Annotated in this window: 14 protein-coding genes; 9 read left to right on the top strand and 5 right to left on the bottom strand. The window is 66.7% G+C overall.

The window, feature by feature from the left end; translation table 11 throughout:
• Positions 1-142 precede the first annotated feature (142 nt).
• The 5 genes from LQK81_RS06545 (at position 143) to LQK81_RS06525 (ending at position 6,722) form a co-directional block, all read left to right on the top strand.
• On the top strand, positions 143-1,732 hold the full coding sequence (locus LQK81_RS06545; RefSeq protein WP_230804636.1) for an ABC transporter substrate-binding protein: 1,590 nt from the start codon (positions 143-145) through the stop codon (positions 1,730-1,732).
• Positions 1,717-2,853: an ABC transporter permease gene (locus tag LQK81_RS06540; RefSeq protein ID WP_230805602.1), complete on the top strand. Its 1,137-nt coding sequence runs from the start codon at positions 1,717-1,719 to the stop codon at positions 2,851-2,853. The genes LQK81_RS06545 and LQK81_RS06540 overlap by 16 nt, the downstream gene beginning before the upstream one ends.
• Entirely contained in the window at positions 2,850-3,677 is an 828-nt protein-coding gene (locus LQK81_RS06535; protein ID WP_230804634.1) for an ABC transporter permease, read from the top strand. Before LQK81_RS06540 ends, LQK81_RS06535 begins: the two co-directional genes overlap by 4 nt.
• Entirely contained in the window at positions 3,670-5,316 is a 1,647-nt protein-coding gene (locus tag LQK81_RS06530) for an ABC transporter ATP-binding protein (protein ID WP_230804632.1), read from the top strand. Before LQK81_RS06535 ends, LQK81_RS06530 begins: the two co-directional genes overlap by 8 nt.
• 419 nt (positions 5,317-5,735) lie before the next feature.
• On the top strand, positions 5,736-6,722 hold the full coding sequence (locus LQK81_RS06525; RefSeq protein WP_230804630.1) for a threo-3-hydroxy-L-aspartate ammonia-lyase: 987 nt from the start codon (positions 5,736-5,738) through the stop codon (positions 6,720-6,722).
• Positions 6,723-6,727: 5 nt separating this feature from the next.
• Here the strand turns inward: LQK81_RS06525 and LQK81_RS06520 are convergent, their stop codons facing one another.
• Complete coding sequence (locus tag LQK81_RS06520) at positions 6,728-7,522, bottom strand: helix-turn-helix domain-containing protein (protein WP_230805600.1); 795 nt, start codon at positions 7,520-7,522, stop codon at positions 6,728-6,730.
• Positions 7,523-7,648: 126 nt separating this feature from the next.
• On the opposite strand from LQK81_RS06520, the gene LQK81_RS06515 reads away from it, so the two are divergent.
• Both LQK81_RS06515 and LQK81_RS06510 read left to right on the top strand, forming a co-directional pair.
• Positions 7,649-9,238, top strand: coding sequence for an ABC transporter substrate-binding protein (locus tag LQK81_RS06515; RefSeq protein ID WP_230804628.1), 1,590 nt, complete (start codon positions 7,649-7,651; stop codon positions 9,236-9,238).
• 25 nt (positions 9,239-9,263) lie between these two features.
• Positions 9,264-11,264 carry a CocE/NonD family hydrolase gene (locus LQK81_RS06510; protein ID WP_230804626.1) on the top strand — a complete coding sequence of 667 codons (2,001 nt, stop codon included), beginning with the start codon at positions 9,264-9,266 and terminating at the stop codon, positions 11,262-11,264.
• Between the two features lie 43 nt (positions 11,265-11,307).
• On the opposite strand, the gene LQK81_RS06505 is transcribed toward LQK81_RS06510, so the two are convergent.
• From LQK81_RS06505 to LQK81_RS06495, 3 genes are all read right to left on the bottom strand, one after another.
• On the bottom strand, positions 11,308-11,616 hold the full coding sequence (locus tag LQK81_RS06505; protein ID WP_442967098.1) for an Atu4866 domain-containing protein: 309 nt from the start codon (positions 11,614-11,616) through the stop codon (positions 11,308-11,310).
• A gap of 58 nt (positions 11,617-11,674) precedes the next feature.
• Positions 11,675-12,082 (bottom strand): carboxymuconolactone decarboxylase family protein, encoded by a 408-nt coding sequence (locus LQK81_RS06500; protein ID WP_230805598.1) that lies wholly within the window; start codon positions 12,080-12,082, stop codon positions 11,675-11,677.
• Positions 12,083-12,145: 63 nt separating this feature from the next.
• Positions 12,146-12,877: an SDR family oxidoreductase gene (locus LQK81_RS06495; protein ID WP_230804622.1), complete on the bottom strand. Its 732-nt coding sequence runs from the start codon at positions 12,875-12,877 to the stop codon at positions 12,146-12,148.
• 171 nt (positions 12,878-13,048) lie between these two features.
• Between LQK81_RS06495 and LQK81_RS06490 the strand changes: the two genes are divergently transcribed.
• Together LQK81_RS06490 and LQK81_RS06485 are read left to right on the top strand one after the other, a co-directional pair.
• Positions 13,049-13,957, top strand: a complete 909-nt coding sequence (locus LQK81_RS06490; protein WP_230804620.1) for an AraC family transcriptional regulator — start codon at positions 13,049-13,051, stop codon at positions 13,955-13,957.
• Between the two features lie 481 nt (positions 13,958-14,438).
• Complete coding sequence (locus tag LQK81_RS06485) at positions 14,439-14,906, top strand: SRPBCC family protein (RefSeq protein ID WP_230804618.1); 468 nt, start codon at positions 14,439-14,441, stop codon at positions 14,904-14,906.
• A 73-nt stretch (positions 14,907-14,979) separates the two neighbouring features.
• Here the strand turns inward: LQK81_RS06485 and LQK81_RS06480 are convergent, their stop codons facing one another.
• On the bottom strand, positions 14,980-15,906 hold the full coding sequence (locus LQK81_RS06480) for an alpha/beta hydrolase (protein WP_230804616.1): 927 nt from the start codon (positions 15,904-15,906) through the stop codon (positions 14,980-14,982).
• Between the last annotated feature and the right edge of the window lie 78 nt (positions 15,907-15,984).

Genomic DNA, 15,984 nt, shown 5'->3' with positions numbered 1-15,984 from the left:
GTACATGAAGGAGACCATTGACCACGCATGAGGCGCCGCCGCGCGCCACCGCACAGCCGCCGTTGCGACAGGACAGGCGGCAGACCAGAAATTCTACCAGACACAAGAAGGCCGCAAGCGGTCTAACGAAGGGAACAGGGGAATGACGGACTATACCGATTATCTCGCGCGCCAGGTGCTGCTGGGCAAGATGAACCGCCGCGAATTCATGGGTCGCGCCGCCGCCTTCGGCGTCACGCTCGCCGCCGCCGGCACAATGTTCGACACCGCCGCCAGGGCGCAGGAGCCCAAGCGCGGCGGCCATCTCAAGCTCGGGCTTGAAGGCGCGGCCGCAACCGATTCAAAAGACCCGGCAAAATCGCTTTCTCAGTTCACCTTCGTCGCCGGCCGCTGCTGGGGCGACATGCTGGTCGAATCCGAGCCGCTGACGGGCGCTCCGGTTCCGGCGCTGGCTGAATCCTGGGAGCCGTCCGCCGACGCCGCCACCTGGACCTTCAACATCCGCAAGGGCGTCAAGTTCCATGACGGCAAGGAACTGACGATCGACGACGTCATCAAGACCCTGCAGCGCCACACCGACGAGAAGTCGGAATCCGGCGCGCTCGGCGTGATGAAGTCGATCAAGGAGATCAAGGCCGACGGCGACAAGCTCGTCCTCGTACTGACCGAAGGCAACGCCGACCTGCCGCTGCTCCTGACCGACTACCACCTGGTCATCCAGCCGAACGGCGGCCTCGACGATCCGAACGCGATGATCGGCACCGGCCCCTACAAGGTCGCAAGCTTCGAGCCCGGCGTGCGCGCCACCTTCGAGAAGAACGCCGACGACTGGCGCTCCGACCGCGGCTTCGTCGACAGCGTCGAACTGATCGCCATGAACGACGCCACCGCGCGTATCGCCGCCCTGTCGTCGGGCCAGGTGCACTACATCAACCGCGTCGACCCCAAGACCGTCGACCTTTTGAAGCGCGCCCCCACGGTCGAGATCCTGAACACCTCCGGCCGCGGCCACTACGTGTTCATCATGCACTGCAACACCGCGCCCTTCGACAACAACGACCTCCGCCTGGCACTGAAATACGCCATGGACCGCGAGACGATGGTGCAGAAGATCCTCGGCGGCTACGGCAAGATCGGCAACGACTTCCCGATCAACGAGACCTATGCGCTCTTCCCCGAGGGTATCGAGCAGCGCGCCTACGATCCCGACAAGGCCGCCTTCCACTACAAGAAGTCCGGCCATGACGGCACGGTGCTGTTGCGCACCTCCGACGTCGCCTTCCCGGGCGCGGTCGATGCCGCGGTCCTCTACCAGGAAAGCGCCAAGAAGGCCGGCATCAATGTCGAGGTCAAGCGCGAGCCGGGCGATGGCTACTGGTCCAATGTCTGGAACGTCCAGCCGTTCTCGACCTCCTACTGGGGCGGCCGCCCGACCCAGGACCAGATGTACTCGACCGCCTATCTGTCGACCGCCGACTGGAACGACACCCGCTTCCTGCGTCCGGACTTCGACAAGATCCTGCTCGAGGCCCGCTCCGAGCTGGACGAGGCCAAGCGCAAGGAGATGTACCACACCATGGGCATGATGGTGCGCGACGAGGGCGGCCTGATCCTTCCGATGTTCAACGACTTCGTCAACGCCGCTTCCAAGCAGGTCAAGGGCTATGTCCATGACATCGGCAACGACATGTCCAACGGCTATGTCGCAACGCGCGTCTGGCTGGAATCCTGATGCCTGGCGGACCGGCACAAGATCAGGGCCCGGCAATGACGGAGGCTGCGGGTGGAAACCCGCAGCTTTCCGGTCTGGCCGGATCGGGTCCCACCACGCAGTCCCCGCCCGCCGCATCCCCGAATGACCAGGGCTCGTTCTCGCCCTGGGGGGGCTTTTCCAGGAGAAGCCCGCTCGCAGCACTGATCCTGCAGCGCCTCGCTCTCAGCGTCGCCCTTCTCTTCGCCGTGTCGCTGATGATCTTCGGCGGCGTCGAAGCCCTGCCCGGCGATTTCGCCACCACCTATCTCGGCCAGTCCGCGACCCCGCAGGCCGTCGAGAACATCCGCAAGGACCTCGGCCTCGACCAGCCGGCGACGACGCGCTACTTCCAGTGGCTGGGCGGCGCGCTGCAAGGCGATTTCGGCACCTCCTGGGCCTCGCGCAACTCCGTCAGCGAGCAGATCGGCAAGCGGCTCGGCAACTCGCTGTTCCTCGCCTTCTTCGCGGCCCTGATATCGATCCCGCTCGCGATCGGCCTCGGCATGCTCGCCGTGCAGTTCCGCGACCGCCTGGCCGACAAGGTCATCAACGTCTTCTCGCTGGCGGCGATCTCGCTGCCGGAATTCTTCGTGGGCTACCTGCTGATCCTGTTCTTCGCCGTGCAGATGGGCATCGCCACCTTCCCGGCCACCGTCTATGACGGCATGGGCTTCACCCAGCGCCTCTCGGCGATCGCCCTGCCGACCGCGACGCTGGTGCTGGTCGTCCTCGCCCACATGATGCGCATGACGCGTGCGGCGATCCTCAACGTCATGTCCTCGGCCTATGTCGAGACGGCGGAACTGAAGGGCCTCAGCGGGCTCCGCATCATCGCCAGGCACGCCGCCCCCAACGCCGTCGCCCCGGTCATCAATGTGATTGCGCTGAACCTCGCCTATCTCGTCGTCGGCGTCGTCGTGGTCGAAGTCGTGTTCGTCTATCCCGGCATGGGCCAGTACATGGTCGACGCGGTGACGGTGCGCGACATGCCGGTGGTGCAGGCCTGCGGCCTGATCTTCGCCGCCTTCTACATCTTCCTCAACATGACGGCGGACATTCTCGCCATCATCGCCAATCCGAGACTGAGGCACCCGCGATGAGACTGCGCGCCATTCCCCTAAGCGCATGGATCGGCATCGCGGGCATCGCGCTTGCCCTGTTCTGCGCCATCTTCGCCCCCTTCATCGCCCCCTACGGCGAGAGCGAGATCGTCGGCGACATCTGGGCGCCGATGGGCGGCGACTTCCTGTTCGGCACCGACAATCTCGGCCGCGACCTGCTCTCCCGGCTGATCTACGGCGCCCGCACGACGATCTTCGTGGCCCTCGCCGCGACCATCCTGTCCTTCAGCCTCGGCATGCTGCTCTCCTTCGTCGCCGCCGTCACCGGCGGGCTTGTCGACCAGTTGTTCTCCCGCTTCAACGACCTGATGATGGCGATCCCGACACTGATCTTCGCCCTCGTCGTGCTTGCCGTCCTGCCGCAGCAATTGTGGATCCTGATCCTCGTCATGGCGATCCTCGACAGTACCCGCGTCTACCGCATCGGCCGCGCCGTCGCGCTCGACGTCGCGGTGATGGAGTTCGTCGAGGCGGCGCGCCTGCGCGGCGAAGGCACGGGCTGGATCATCTTCCGGGAGATCCTGCCGAACACGCTGTCGCCGCTGCTCGCCGAATTCGGCCTGCGCTTCGCCTTCTCCATCCTGTTCCTGTCCACCCTCTCCTTCCTCGGTCTCGGCATCCAGCCGCCGGCCGCCGACTGGGGCGGCATGGTCAAGGACAACAAGGACGGCATCATCTTCGGCATCTCCGCAGCCCTCATCCCCGGGGCCGCGATCGCGCTCCTGACCATCTGCATCAACCTCGTCGTCGACTGGCTGATGAAACGCACCTCGAGCCTGAAGGGAGGACGCGGCGATGCCTGAACCATCAACGGCCAACCTGCTCTCCGTCCGCAATCTCAAGATAGAGGCGACGAGCTATCCGCCGGGCGAGCCGCCGAAGACCGTCACCCTCGTCGAGGGCGTCAACTTCGACGTCCAGAAGGGCAAGGTGCTGGGCCTGATCGGCGAATCCGGCGCCGGCAAGTCGACGATCGGCCTGACCGCGCTCGCCTATGGCCGCGGCGGCGTCCGCATCACCGGCGGCGAGGTCCTTCTCGACGGGCAGGACCTGCTCAAGCTCGACCATGCCGGCATCCGCAAGGTGCGCGGCGCCAGGGTCTGCTATGTCGCGCAATCGGCGGCGGCCGCCTTCAACCCCGCCCACCGGCTCGGCGAACAGGTGATCGAGGCCTCGCTCAGGCATGGCATCATGAGCCGGGCGGAGGCGGAGAAGCGCGCCCTCCATCTATTCAACGTTCTCGGCCTCCCCAATCCCGAGACCTTCGGCCAGCGCTACCCGCACCAGGTCTCTGGCGGCCAGTTGCAGCGCGCGATGACCGCCATGGCGCTCTGCCCGAACCCCGACCTGATCGTCTTCGACGAGCCGACGACGGCGCTTGACGTGACCACCCAGATCGACGTGCTCGCCGCGATCAAGCACGCGATCGAGGAGACGCATACCGCCGCCATCTACATCACCCACGACCTCGCCGTCGTCGCCCAGATCACCGACGATATCCTCGTGCTGCGCCACGGCAAGATGGTGGAATACGGCACGGTCAAACAGATCATCGAGGCGCCGACGCAGGACTATACGAAGGCGCTGGTCAACGTCCGCGGCACCGGCCGCGAAGAGGCGAAGGACCAGTCGGACACGCTGCTGAAGGTCGACAACGTCACCGCCGGCTATTCCAACGGCTTCAAGGTGCTGCGCGATGTCTCGCTGCACCTGCCGAAGGGCCAGACCCTCGCCGTCGTCGGCGAGAGCGGCTCGGGCAAGTCGACGCTCGCGCGCGTCATCACCGGCCTTTTGCCGCCGCAGGAGGGCGCTGTCACCTTCGACGGCAAGCCGCTGCCCCCCGCGCTCAAGGGCCGCAAGAACGAGGAACTGCGCCGGATCCAGATGATCTACCAGATGGCCGATACCGCGATGAACCCGCGCCAGACGGTGCGCAACATCGTCGGCCGGCCGCTGACCTTCTACTATGGCCTGCACGGCAAGCAGAAGACGGAACGCGTGCGCGAACTGCTCGACCAGATCGAGATGGGCGACCGCTTCCTCGATCGCTACCCGGCCGAGCTTTCCGGCGGCCAGAAGCAGCGCGTGGCGATCGCGCGTGCGCTCGCCGCCCGGCCCGATCTGATCCTCTGCGACGAGCCGACCTCGGCGCTCGACCCGCTGGTGGCCGAGGGCATCCTCAAGCTGCTTCTCAAGCTGCAGGAGGAAACGCAGGTCTCCTACATGTTCATCACCCACGATATTGCCACCGTGCGTGCGATCGCCGACAGCGTCGCGGTCATGCACCGCGGCCGGCTGGTGCGCTTCGGCCCGAAGTCGAAGGTGCTCTCGCCGCCCTTCGACGACTATACCGACCTGCTCCTGAAATCCGTCCCTGAGATGGAGATCGGTTGGCTGGAGAAGGTGTTGAAGACACGGCGGATGGAGAGCGCGGGGAACTGAGCTTCCGAATCGCTGGCGAGAACATCGCCCCGCATGCAGATCAACCCCGATCCGGAGAAGGTCGTGGCGCCGCCAGGAAGGCGAACCCCATGAGAGGTCCCCACGAGGTTGAGGGCTTGACCCGGCGCCGGCGCACACCCATCCGTCATGCCGGACTTGATCCGGCATCCAGCGCGCGCAAGTCCTTGCGTGAAAAAGGTTTTTTGCGCCGCCGACGCGGCGCGGCTGGATCCCGGCTCGGGGGCCGGGATGACGGAGGGAGAGGTTCGCCACGGAACTTCCTTCCCCCCTTGTGGGGAGATGGCCGGCAGGCCAGAGCGGGACTTGCCGCATGCGATCGCCTTGCCTTTTCGCCTCCGGCACTTGCCGGCGCGCTTGCGCCCCGGCACACTCCCCATCCTGCCACATGCGAGGACCTGATGAACGACGGCACCGGCCAGACCCCGCTTCACATCCCCACCTTCGACGACGTGCGCACGGCACAGGCGCGCATCGCAGGCATCGCGCACCGCACGCCGGTGCTCACCTCGCGGACGGCCGACGCCGCGGCCGGCGCCACCCTGTTCTTCAAGGCCGAGAACCTGCAACGGATCGGCGCCTTCAAGTTCCGCGGCGCCTATAACGCCATCGCCGCCCTCGCCCCGGAGGTGCGCCGGCACGGCGTCATCGCCTATTCCTCCGGCAACCACGCCCAGGCCATCGCCTATGCCGCGCAGTTGCAGGGCACCCCAGCCACCATCGTCATGCCGAAGGACGCGCCGGCGATGAAGATGGCGGCGACCAGGGGCTACGGCGCGGACGTCGTTCTCTACGACCGCTACACGGAGGACCGGCAGGCGATCAGCGACCGGCTGGCCCGCGAGCGCGGCGCGACCCTGATCCCGCCCTATGACCATCCCGACGTGATCGCCGGTCAGGGGACCGCGGCCCTCGAACTGATCGAGGAGACCGGCGAACTCGACATGCTGGTCGCCCCCCTCGGCGGCGGCGGCCTGCTCGCCGGCTCGGCCCTGTCGGCAAGGGCGCTGTCGCCGGGCTGCGCGATCTTCGGTGTCGAGCCCGAGGCCGGCAATGACGGCCAGCAGTCGCTCGCAAAGGGCGAGGTCGTGCATATCCCCGTGCCGCGGTCGATCGCCGACGGCGCGCTCTCCACCCATGTCGGCTACCACAACTTCCCGATCCTGCAGCGGACGGTGGACGGCATCGTCACCGTCACCGATGCGCAACTGGTCGAGACGATGCGCTTCTTCGCCGAGCGCATGAAGATCGTCGTCGAACCGACCGGCTGCCTCGCGGCCGCAGCCGTGCTGAACGGCACGATCCCCTGCGCGGGAAAACGCGTCGGCATCATCCTCAGCGGCGGCAATGTGGATGTGAAGAGCCTTGGCGCCTTTCTGGCCGGCTGAACCCTTCAATAATCCGTCGGCACCGTCAGCACTTCCGCCTCCGGCGTGTCGAGAAAACTGCGGACGGTGGCCGGCAACTGCCGTGAGGTAAACGGCAGCACGCCGCAGCGCGACAGCATCTGCCGCAGGTCCGGCTCCATCCCGATATGCCGCCAGATCATCCGCGAGGCATAGGGCAGGTTCTCCTTGCGCCAGGAGACGCCCATTGTGGTGCCGCGCAGGTAGACGCGCTGGTGCACCTCGAACGGCATCAGGATCGTCTGCGACAGCATCGGCTGCTGGCCGACGCTGCGCTCGGCGATGAAGATGCGGTTGCGCCAGAAGGTGACGAGGCCGACATATTTCGAGAACTGGTGGATCTCGTTGGCCGCATCGTGGATGCGCTCGATCGATTTCACCCGGATCGCCCCGCCCTCCTCGAAAATCCGCGCGCAGGAACAGACGACCAGCCCCGGCCAGGAGGGCGAGATATGATAGGTCTGGTAGTAGCCGACATGGCGGCGGAGTGCCGCGATATCGCCGGGAAAGCCGTCGAGCAGCCGGCCGGCCGTCGTGCGGTCCCGGTCGGGCCGCGTCAGCCGCGCGGCAAACAGTTTCGGCGGCAGGTCGAAGTCCTGCGGCGTCACGCCGAAGAAGGCGGCGATGCGCGCCGCATTATGCGCCGACGGCCGCGCCTCGCCGGCGATATAGCGGTTGAACTGCTGCCGGTTTATGCTGATCTCCCGGCAGATCTCGGAGATCGAACGTCGCGTCGCGCAGGCGAAGCGCAGGTTCTCGGTAAAGGAAGGGGGATCAGCCAGGGCACACCTCTGTCGAACGTCAACCGGCAGCGTAAACCAGCGTCAGTTCGCGTCAAGTCGCGAAATTGTCTGCCGCAGGCGAAGCGATAGGTTTCGATAAAGACATCCTGAGCGAGGGAACCCCAAATGACCGACTACACCAAGCGCCCCGACGGCCTGATCGTGCCGACCGCCATCAACCGCCGCAGCTTCCTCGCCGGCACCGCGGCGCTGGGCATCGCCGCCGGCCTCGGCGGCACCTTCGCGGCCTCCGACGCCCGCGCCCAGGAGCCCGTCCGCGGCGGTCATCTCAAGCTCGGCCTCAAGGGCGGTGCGGCCACCGACGTGCTCGACCCGGCCACCTACAGCGCCTCCGTCCTCTTCGTCATCGGCCGCCTCTGGGGCGACACCTTGGTCGAGACCGACCCGAAGACCGGCGCCGCCCTGCCCTCGATTGCCTCCTCCTGGGAACCGTCCGCCGACGCCTCGGTCTGGACCTTCAAGATCCGAGACGACATTTCCTTCCACGACGGCAGCAAGATGACCGTGGCGGACGTGGTCGCGACCCTGAAGCGCCACTCCGACGAGGGCGCGAAATCCGGCGCGCTCGGCCTGATGAGCTCGATCAAGACGATCGAGGAGAAGGCCGGCGACCTGGTCGTGACGCTCGCCGAGGGCAATGCCGACCTGCCGCTGCTTCTGACCGACTACCACCTGATCATCCAGCCGAACGGTGGCCTCGACAATCCGGCCGCAGCCGTCGGCACCGGCCCCTACAAGCTCTCCAACTACGAGGCCGGCGTGCGCGCCACCTTCGAGAAGAACGCGGCCGACTGGCGCTCGGACCGCGGCTTCGTCGACAGTGTCGAGATCATCGTCATGAACGATGCGACCGCCCGCATCGCCGCCCTCTCCTCCGGCCAGGTCCACTTCGTCAACAACATCGACCCGAAGACCGTCCCGCTCCTGAAGCGGGCGCCGCGCGTCGAGATCATCCGCAGCGCCGGCAAGGGCTTCTACTCGTTCCTGATGCACTGCGACACCGCCCCCTTCGACAACAACGACCTGCGGCTGGCGCTGAAATACGCGGTCGACCGCCAGGCGATCCTCGACCGCGTGCTCGGCGGCTACGGCACGCTCGGCAACGACTACCCGGTCAATTCCAACTATGCGCTGGCGCCTGACGACATCGAGCAGCGCGCCTACGATCCCGACAAGGCCGCCTTCCACTTCAAGAAATCGGGCCATGACCGGCCGATCCTGCTGCGCACCTCGGATGCCGCCTTCGCCGGCGCGGTCGATGCCGCGGTCATCTTCCAGGAAAGCGCGAAGAAGGCCGGCATCGAGATCGAGGTCCGCCGCGAGCCGGAGGACGGCTACTGGACCAACGTCTGGAACGTCCAGCCCTTCTGCGCCTCCTACTGGGGCGGCCGGCCGACGCAGGATTCGCGCTACTCCACCTCCTACCTCTCAACGGCGGAATGGAACGACACCCGCTTCAAGCGCGAGGACTTCGACAAGCTCTTGCTGCAGGCCCGCTCCGAGCTCGACGAGACCAAGCGCAAGGACCTCTACCGCACCATGGCGCTGATGGTCCGCGACGAGGGCGGCCTGATCCTGCCTGTGTTCAACGACTACGTCATGGCCGCCTCCACCTCGGTGAAGGGCATCGTCGACGACATCGGCAACGACATGTCGAACGGCTATATCGGCAGCCGCGCCTGGATCGAAGCATAAGGGTTTGACGAAGCAGATGAATGCCATGACCGAACGAAGCTTCAAAGTCATCGAGAACGAGTGGATCACGCTCAAGGACGGCACGCGGCTCGCCGCGCGCATCTGGATGCCGGAGGGTGCGGAGAATGATCCCGTGCCCGCGGTGTTCGAGTTCCTGCCCTACCGGAAGCGCGACGGAACCTGCGCGCGCGACGAATCCACCTATCCGGTCTTCGCCAGCGCCGGCATCGCCGGCGTGCGCGTCGACATCCGCGGCTCGGGCGAATCCGACGGGGTGATCGACGGCGAGTACACGCCGCTGGAACTCGCCAATGCCTGCGAGCTGATCGCCTGGATCGCAGCCCAGCCCTGGTCCAATGGATCCGTGGGCATGATGGGCATCTCCTGGGGCGGCTTCAACTGCCTGCAGGTCGCGGCCCTCAAGCCGCCGGCACTGAAGGCGGTCATCTCGATCGCCTCCACCGTCGACCGCTACAACGACGACATCCACTACAAGAACGGCACGCATCTCTCCGCCCAGCTCTCCTGGGCTGCAACCATGCTCGCCTACCAGTCGCGCTCGCCCGATCCCGAGATCGTCGGCGACCGCTGGAAGACGATGTGGCTGGAGCGGCTGGAGAATGAGCTGTTCTTCATGGAGGAATGGCTGAAGCACCAGCGCCGCGACGCCTTCTGGGAACACGGCTCGATCTGCGAGGATTTCGACGGCTTCGAGGTCCCCGCACTCGTCATCGCTGGGTGGGCCGACGGCTACCGCAACACGCCGCTGAAGGCCGTCGAAGGGCTCGGGCCGAAGGCCAAGGCGCTGATCGGCCCGTGGATCCACAAATATCCGCATTTCGCCTGGCCGAAGCCGCGCATGGATTTCCACGCCGAGGCCATCCAGTGGTGGAACCGCTGGCTGCGCGGCGAGGAGAACGGCGCGGAGAACTGGCCGCAGGTGCGCGCCTATATCCAGGACGGGCCGAAGCCGTCGATCCGGCGCGAGTTCGACCCCGGCACCTGGGTCGCCAAGAGCGAATGGAGCGCGCCCGAGATGGAGTGCTTCTATGTCGAGCAGTACGGCACGCTGGCCCCCGGCATGCCGATCGCCGGCGCCAAGGATCACGACCACTACCTGCGCTCGCCGCTCGATACCGGCACCATGTCCGGCGAGTGGTTCACGCTGAAGCCGGATGCCGAGATGGCGCTCGACCAGCGCCTCGACGACGCCGGCTCGCTGGTGCTGGAGACCGCACCGCTCGCCGAGGCGCACGACTATCTCGGTCAGCCTGTTCTGGATGTCGTACTGTCCTGCGAGGCCGAGATCGCCAACCTCTGCGCCCGCATCGTCGACGTGCACCCCGACGGCACCGCCACCCGCGTCTCCTTCGGCGTGCTCAACCTTGCCCATCGTGACGACAATGCCGAGCCGAAGCCGATGCGGAAGGGCGAGAGGACGGAAATCCGCCTCGTGCTCGACGCGATGGGCTACCGTTTCGGCCCCGGCCACCGCATCCGCCTGTCCCTGTCGACCGCCTACTGGCCGATGATCCTGCCGCCACCGGCCGATCCGGGTCTCACCATCGACCTCGCCTCGCTCGGCCTGGCGCTGCCGAAGCTCGGTCGCCACGAGACGGTCGAACTCCCGGAACCGGCCAACAAGGATCCGCTGCCGAAATACAACGAGCTGGAACCGGGCGAGACCGCCCGCGGCGTCGAGCGTGACCTGACCAACGGCCTGACCGAGTACACGATCTACGAGGACACTGGGCTTTCCGAGCATCCCGGCACCGGGCTCGCCACGCGGCAGGTGCGCGACGAGCTCTGGTCGATTGCCGAGAACGATCCGCTCTCGGCCACCGGCACCGCCACCTGGACCTGCGATATGCAGCGCCCCGGCTGGTTCGTCCGCACGATCTCGACGGCAACGATCGGATGCACCGCCACCGACTGGCTGATCTCCGCCAGCGTCCGCGCCTTCGAGGGCGAAGAGCAGATCTTCGAGAAGACCTTCGAAAAGAAAGTTCCGCGCGACTTCATGTAGGCCCGGCAGCCGCCCCGAACGGCGGCAACCACGCACCCCGCCTCTACCGCGCCGGCGCCTTGCCGTCGCGGTAGAGGATCATGCCGCCGTGATGCAGCACGCCGTCGATGAAATCGCCGTCGGCGGTGAAGCCGGTGTCGTCCCAGTATTCGATGTGGTCACCGGTCACCTCGTAGCGTCCCCGATAGGCGCTCTCGCGACTGCCGCGCGCCTCGTCGTAGCGGCCGTTCGCCAGGAGTTCGTGGCGGACGTGGCCGTCGCGCGTGATCCACATGCCGACATAGGGATGGCTGTGCCTGGGATCGGGGTTTGCGGTCATCTGGGCCGATCCTTTCTGGCCTGAGGCGAGCATTTCCGAAAGCGCGATTGCGCCCGCAGCGAGGAACCGGACAGCTCTCATGGCCTCCTCCTCACGGCTGCGCCTGGCGGCGTTCGGCGAAGAGTTCGGACAGCGTCTGCGACGCCGCGATCGCCTTCGGGAAGCCCGCCGGCACCGTCACCATGTAGACGACCTCCTTCAGTTCCTCTTCCGACACGCCGATGTTGAGCGCATAACCGGCATGGACCCGCATGAAGGTCCGCTCGCCGATCGCGGCGAAGGCGGCGACTGCGGCAAGCTGCCGGGTACGGTTGTCGAGGCCCGGGCGCGACCAGACATCGCCCAGCGCATAGGCCTCGGTCGCCTCGGCGAGGAAGGGAAACTCCTGTCGCATCCGCTCGAGCGTCGGCTGCGTCTCGCCGTTGTTCAGGCTGCGGACGACGGCGTCGCCGCGCTGCAGCCGCTCCCCGGTCGTATCCGCCGCAGCGGCAAGCGGCATGGCGCAGGCGAGGACCGCGGCGAGGTATTCGGTTCGGTTAAAGAGGCGCATGAGAAACTCCCTTCAGTAGCCGCCGGTCGGGCGGACGACGATTTCGCTGGTGGAGACGTTGGCCGGCTGGTCGATCGCGTGACGGATGGCAGCCGCGATCGCTTCCGGCTTTAGGGCGTTACTGCGGAAGGACACCATCGCTTCGGCCGCGGCCGGGTCGGTGATCGTGTCGGCGAGCTCGGATTCGACCACGCCCGGATAGACGCAGGTGACCCGGATCTTGTCGTTCTCCTGCCTGAGCCCGTCCGAGATCGCCCGCACCGCATATTTCGTCGCGCAGTAGACGGCAGCCGTCGGCACCACGTACAGGCCGCCGACCGACGAGACGTTGATGATATGGCCGAAGCCCTGCCCGTTCATCACCGGCAGCACGGCAGCGATCCCGTGCAGCACGCCGCGGATGTTGACGTCGATCATCCGGTCCCATTCCTCGACCTTGAGCGAGTTCATCGGCGACAGCGGCATGACGCCGGCATTGTTGATGATCACGTCGATGCGGCCATAGGCATCGAGGGCGGCGCGGGCGAAATCCTCCACGTCCTGGCGGCGCGTCACGTCGAGCGCCCGGATTGCGACGGTGCCGCCCGAGGCTTCCACCTGTTCCTTGAGTTCGGCAAGGCGGTCGGTCCTGCGGGCGCCGATCATCAGCCGGGCGCCCGCCTTGCCGAGCTCGCTTGCGAGTGCTGCGCCGATGCCGCTGCTGGCGCCGGTGATCAGGATCACCTTTTCCGAAATGCTGGTCATGTCTTCATCCCTTCCGGTTACAGCCCCGCTGCATCTGCGCCGCGGGTCAGGCAGAGGATGACGAAGCCGAGACACGGTGCGGTAGCATGGAGTTCCGCATTTCTTGCACGATCCTCCGAAAGCGCCTGCAGCCGCCTTGGCAGGACGGCCCGGTTGCGCGAAGGTGTTCCCATGAAGAACCTGCCGAACCTTGCGGAACTGAAGCATCTGATCGCACGGCATGCCCGGGGCGACGGCATCCACGGCACCGCCGTGCCGGCCCTGTCGCTGATCCGCTCGTCTGCGATATCCGAGCCGATCCACACGCTCTACGAGCCCTCCGTCTGCCTCGTCGCCGCTGGTCGCAAGCGGGCGCGCATCGGCAGCCGCGAGATCGTCTACGAGACCGGCGGCTGCCTCGTCGTCGGCATCGACCTTCCGATCATCGGTGCGGTAACCGAGGCCACGCCCGACGATCCCTACCTCTGCCTGAAGATCGACCTGGACCGCGGCCTGCTCGCCGAACTGCTGCTGGGCGGCGCCTCAGGATCGGGCCTCGCCCCGCCCGCACCCGAGTGCATGGAGGCGGCCGGCATCCATGCCGCGACGCCCGATCTGGTCGACGCGTCCGCCCGCCTCCTGCGGCTGCTCGATGCGCCGCAGGACATCGCCGTGCTCGCGCCGCTGATCGTCCGCGAGATCCACTACCGGCTGATGACCGGGCCGCAAGGGGCGATCCTGCGCCAGATCGCCAGCGGCGAAAGCCGCCTCGCCCAGGTCGGCCGCGCCGTCGCCTATCTCTGCGAGAACTATGCCGAACCCTTCCGGATCGAGGATCTTGCCCGCATCGCCGGCATGAGCGCCTCCTCCTTCCACGCCCATTTCCGCACGGCGACGGCGATGAGCCCGTTGCAGTTCCGCACCCGCCTGCGCATGCACGAGGCGCGGCGACTGATGGTCGCGGAAGGGCTGACGGCGGCCGAGGCCGGCTTCCGCGTCGGCTACGACAGCCCCTCGCAGTTCAGCCGCGATCACGCCCGCATCTATGACCGCCCGCCCCGGCGCGACCTGTCGCGCATGCAGTCGGGGCAGGCCTACTGAGGGAGTTGTGCAGCCGGCCGCCGATCACGCAGCGGGCACGCGGCTTGCACGAATTCGTGTCCGGCTGCGACTGCGGCCGTGAGCAGCCCGCCGCCTCTTCGCCACTTTTGAGGATCAGTTTCCAGCCTGCATCGCTTCAGGCAAGAAAGGGAATCGAGGCGAAGTCGAAGGCGTGGAGAAAGCCTGGACACCGGACAGCCGTTGCAGGGCAGCGCGAGAAGTGGCCGGCAGGCCCCGGAAAGATATTTCTTCGAACCAGGCTGGAAACAGAACGCAAAATCATTATCTGAGACGTCCGTGGACCGGCCGGTTACCGATGGCGATTCGTTCGCCCGGCGACGCACCACGGCTGTTGTTACTTCCTGCGATCCTGGCGCCGCACCCGGAACGTCGCAGGCACACAGCGATATTTTTGATCTGCGCAAGCATCGAGGCGGGGACCGTTCGTCCCGGCATCCCGATGCTGCGCGAGGAGTGACCTATGACGATCCTGCAGCGCGTGGCAGCGCGGGCGGAAAACGCGCTCTACCTTGAGCGCCGCTTCGACGCCCCGCCGGCGGTGGTATTCCAGCTGTGGACGGCGCCCGAGCGCGTCGCCCTCTGGTGGGGTCCGCGCGACTTCACCACCCATTCGATCGAGATGGACTTCCGCCCCGGCGGCACCTGGAGCGCCGCCATCCGTTCGCCCTTCGGCGAGGACACGCCGATGCTGGCGGTCTACCGCGAGATCGTCACGGACCAGCGTATCGCCTTCACGCTGATCCCGGACGACGGACACAAGACCAATGTCGTTGTGACCTTTGAGGCCGTGAAAAGCACCACGCGGCTTGCGATCCGTCAGTCGCCGCTGGCCGGCTCCGCCGAAGTCGAGGCCTATACGGAAGGCTGGCACGAATATATCGACCGGCTCGAATCCTACCTGCTCCGCCGCCACTGGGACAATCGCTGAGCGGCACCCGCCGCCGTCAGCTATTGCCGCCCCTGCGCGATCGTCAGCAGCCAGCCGAGATCGGTGATCCCGCTCATCGTCCGCCCCGTGCCGCAAAGTCCGAAACGGCCCGGCAGAGCGCCGCAAATCCGGCAGCCGCACCGTCGCTCATGTGGCGGGCCCGCAGCCAGGCATGGATCATCTGCGGCTCTTCGCGAAACCACACCTCGACGCCCGCCTCCGCAAGCCGGGCCGCATATTGCCGCGCATCGTCGCGCAACGGGTCGAAGAAGGCGCCGGTGATGAAGGCGGGCGGCAGGCCCGACAGGTCGGCATGCGCCAGCGGAAAGGCGTAGGGGTTGTCCACGGGCGCCTGATAGACGTCCCGGTAATAGAGCACGTCGGCGGTGGAAAGGCCCGGCGCCTCGGCCATCTCGACATAGGAACCGGCCGAAGTGTCGCCTCCGAGCGCCGGATAGACGAGCGCCTGGCCGGCGATCCCGGGCAGCCCCTCGTCGCGCGCCTTGAGCACGAGCCCGGCTGCGAGGTTCGCCCCGGCGCTGTCGCCGATGATCACCACCGGTCCCTTGCCGCGCAGGAGATAGGTCAGCACCTCGAAACAGTCGTCGAAGGCGGCGGGCCAGACGTGCTCGGGCGCCAGCCGGTAGTCGACGGAGACAAGTTCCGCGCCCGCGGCCTCGGCGATTTCGGCGCAGATCGCATCGTGGCTCTGCAGCGAGCCGACCACGAAGCCGCCGCCATGGATGTAGTAGAGCCGCGTTTGCGTGGTCACGCCGGCCGGACGGTAGCGCCGGGTCGGGATGCGGCCGAGCACCAGCGCCTCCTCGCGGATCATGCCCGCCGGCGACGGCCGGTCGAATTCCGCACAGAGCGCATCGTACCATTGCCGCTGCTGGGCGATCGTCGCATGCACGGCATCGGCCGGGTAGAACGCCTCGCAGCGGCTATGGAAGGCAAGGATGCCGGCTTCGGTCGGGGCGGGCTTGGCAGGTGCAGTCATGGTCTCTCTTCCCGTATGCTCATGCGGTAAAGCGGCGGTGCAACAGATGCGCGAGGAATGCGACCACCCCTTGCCTGC

Origin of the sequence: Rhizobium sp. GN54 (assembly GCF_021026345.1) — a bacterium.
Taxonomy (GTDB): Bacteria; Pseudomonadota; Alphaproteobacteria; order Rhizobiales; family Rhizobiaceae; genus Mycoplana.
Note: the sequence above shows the minus strand (reverse complement) of the source record. Positions and strands in the feature narration are given on the sequence as shown.

Excerpts from the sequence above, each read along its gene's own strand:
- LQK81_RS06545 (WP_230804636.1), top strand. The coding sequence starts at position 143 with ATGACGGACTATACCGATTATCTCGCGCGCCAGGTGCTGCTGGGCAAG.
- LQK81_RS06535 (WP_230804634.1), top strand. The coding sequence starts at position 2,850 with ATGAGACTGCGCGCCATTCCCCTAAGCGCATGGATCGGCATCGCGGGC.
- LQK81_RS06530 (WP_230804632.1), top strand. The coding sequence starts at position 3,670 with ATGCCTGAACCATCAACGGCCAACCTGCTCTCCGTCCGCAATCTCAAG.
- LQK81_RS06525 (WP_230804630.1), top strand. The coding sequence starts at position 5,736 with ATGAACGACGGCACCGGCCAGACCCCGCTTCACATCCCCACCTTCGAC.
- LQK81_RS06515 (WP_230804628.1), top strand. The coding sequence starts at position 7,649 with ATGACCGACTACACCAAGCGCCCCGACGGCCTGATCGTGCCGACCGCC.
- LQK81_RS06510 (WP_230804626.1), top strand. The coding sequence starts at position 9,264 with ATGACCGAACGAAGCTTCAAAGTCATCGAGAACGAGTGGATCACGCTC.
- LQK81_RS06505 (WP_442967098.1), bottom strand. The coding sequence starts at position 11,616 with ATGCTCGCCTCAGGCCAGAAAGGATCGGCCCAGATGACCGCAAACCCC.
- LQK81_RS06500 (WP_230805598.1), bottom strand. The coding sequence starts at position 12,082 with ATGCCGCTTGCCGCTGCGGCGGATACGACCGGGGAGCGGCTGCAGCGC.
- LQK81_RS06495 (WP_230804622.1), bottom strand. The coding sequence starts at position 12,877 with ATGACCAGCATTTCGGAAAAGGTGATCCTGATCACCGGCGCCAGCAGC.
- LQK81_RS06490 (WP_230804620.1), top strand. The coding sequence starts at position 13,049 with ATGAAGAACCTGCCGAACCTTGCGGAACTGAAGCATCTGATCGCACGG.
- LQK81_RS06485 (WP_230804618.1), top strand. The coding sequence starts at position 14,439 with ATGACGATCCTGCAGCGCGTGGCAGCGCGGGCGGAAAACGCGCTCTAC.
- LQK81_RS06480 (WP_230804616.1), bottom strand. The coding sequence starts at position 15,906 with ATGACTGCACCTGCCAAGCCCGCCCCGACCGAAGCCGGCATCCTTGCC.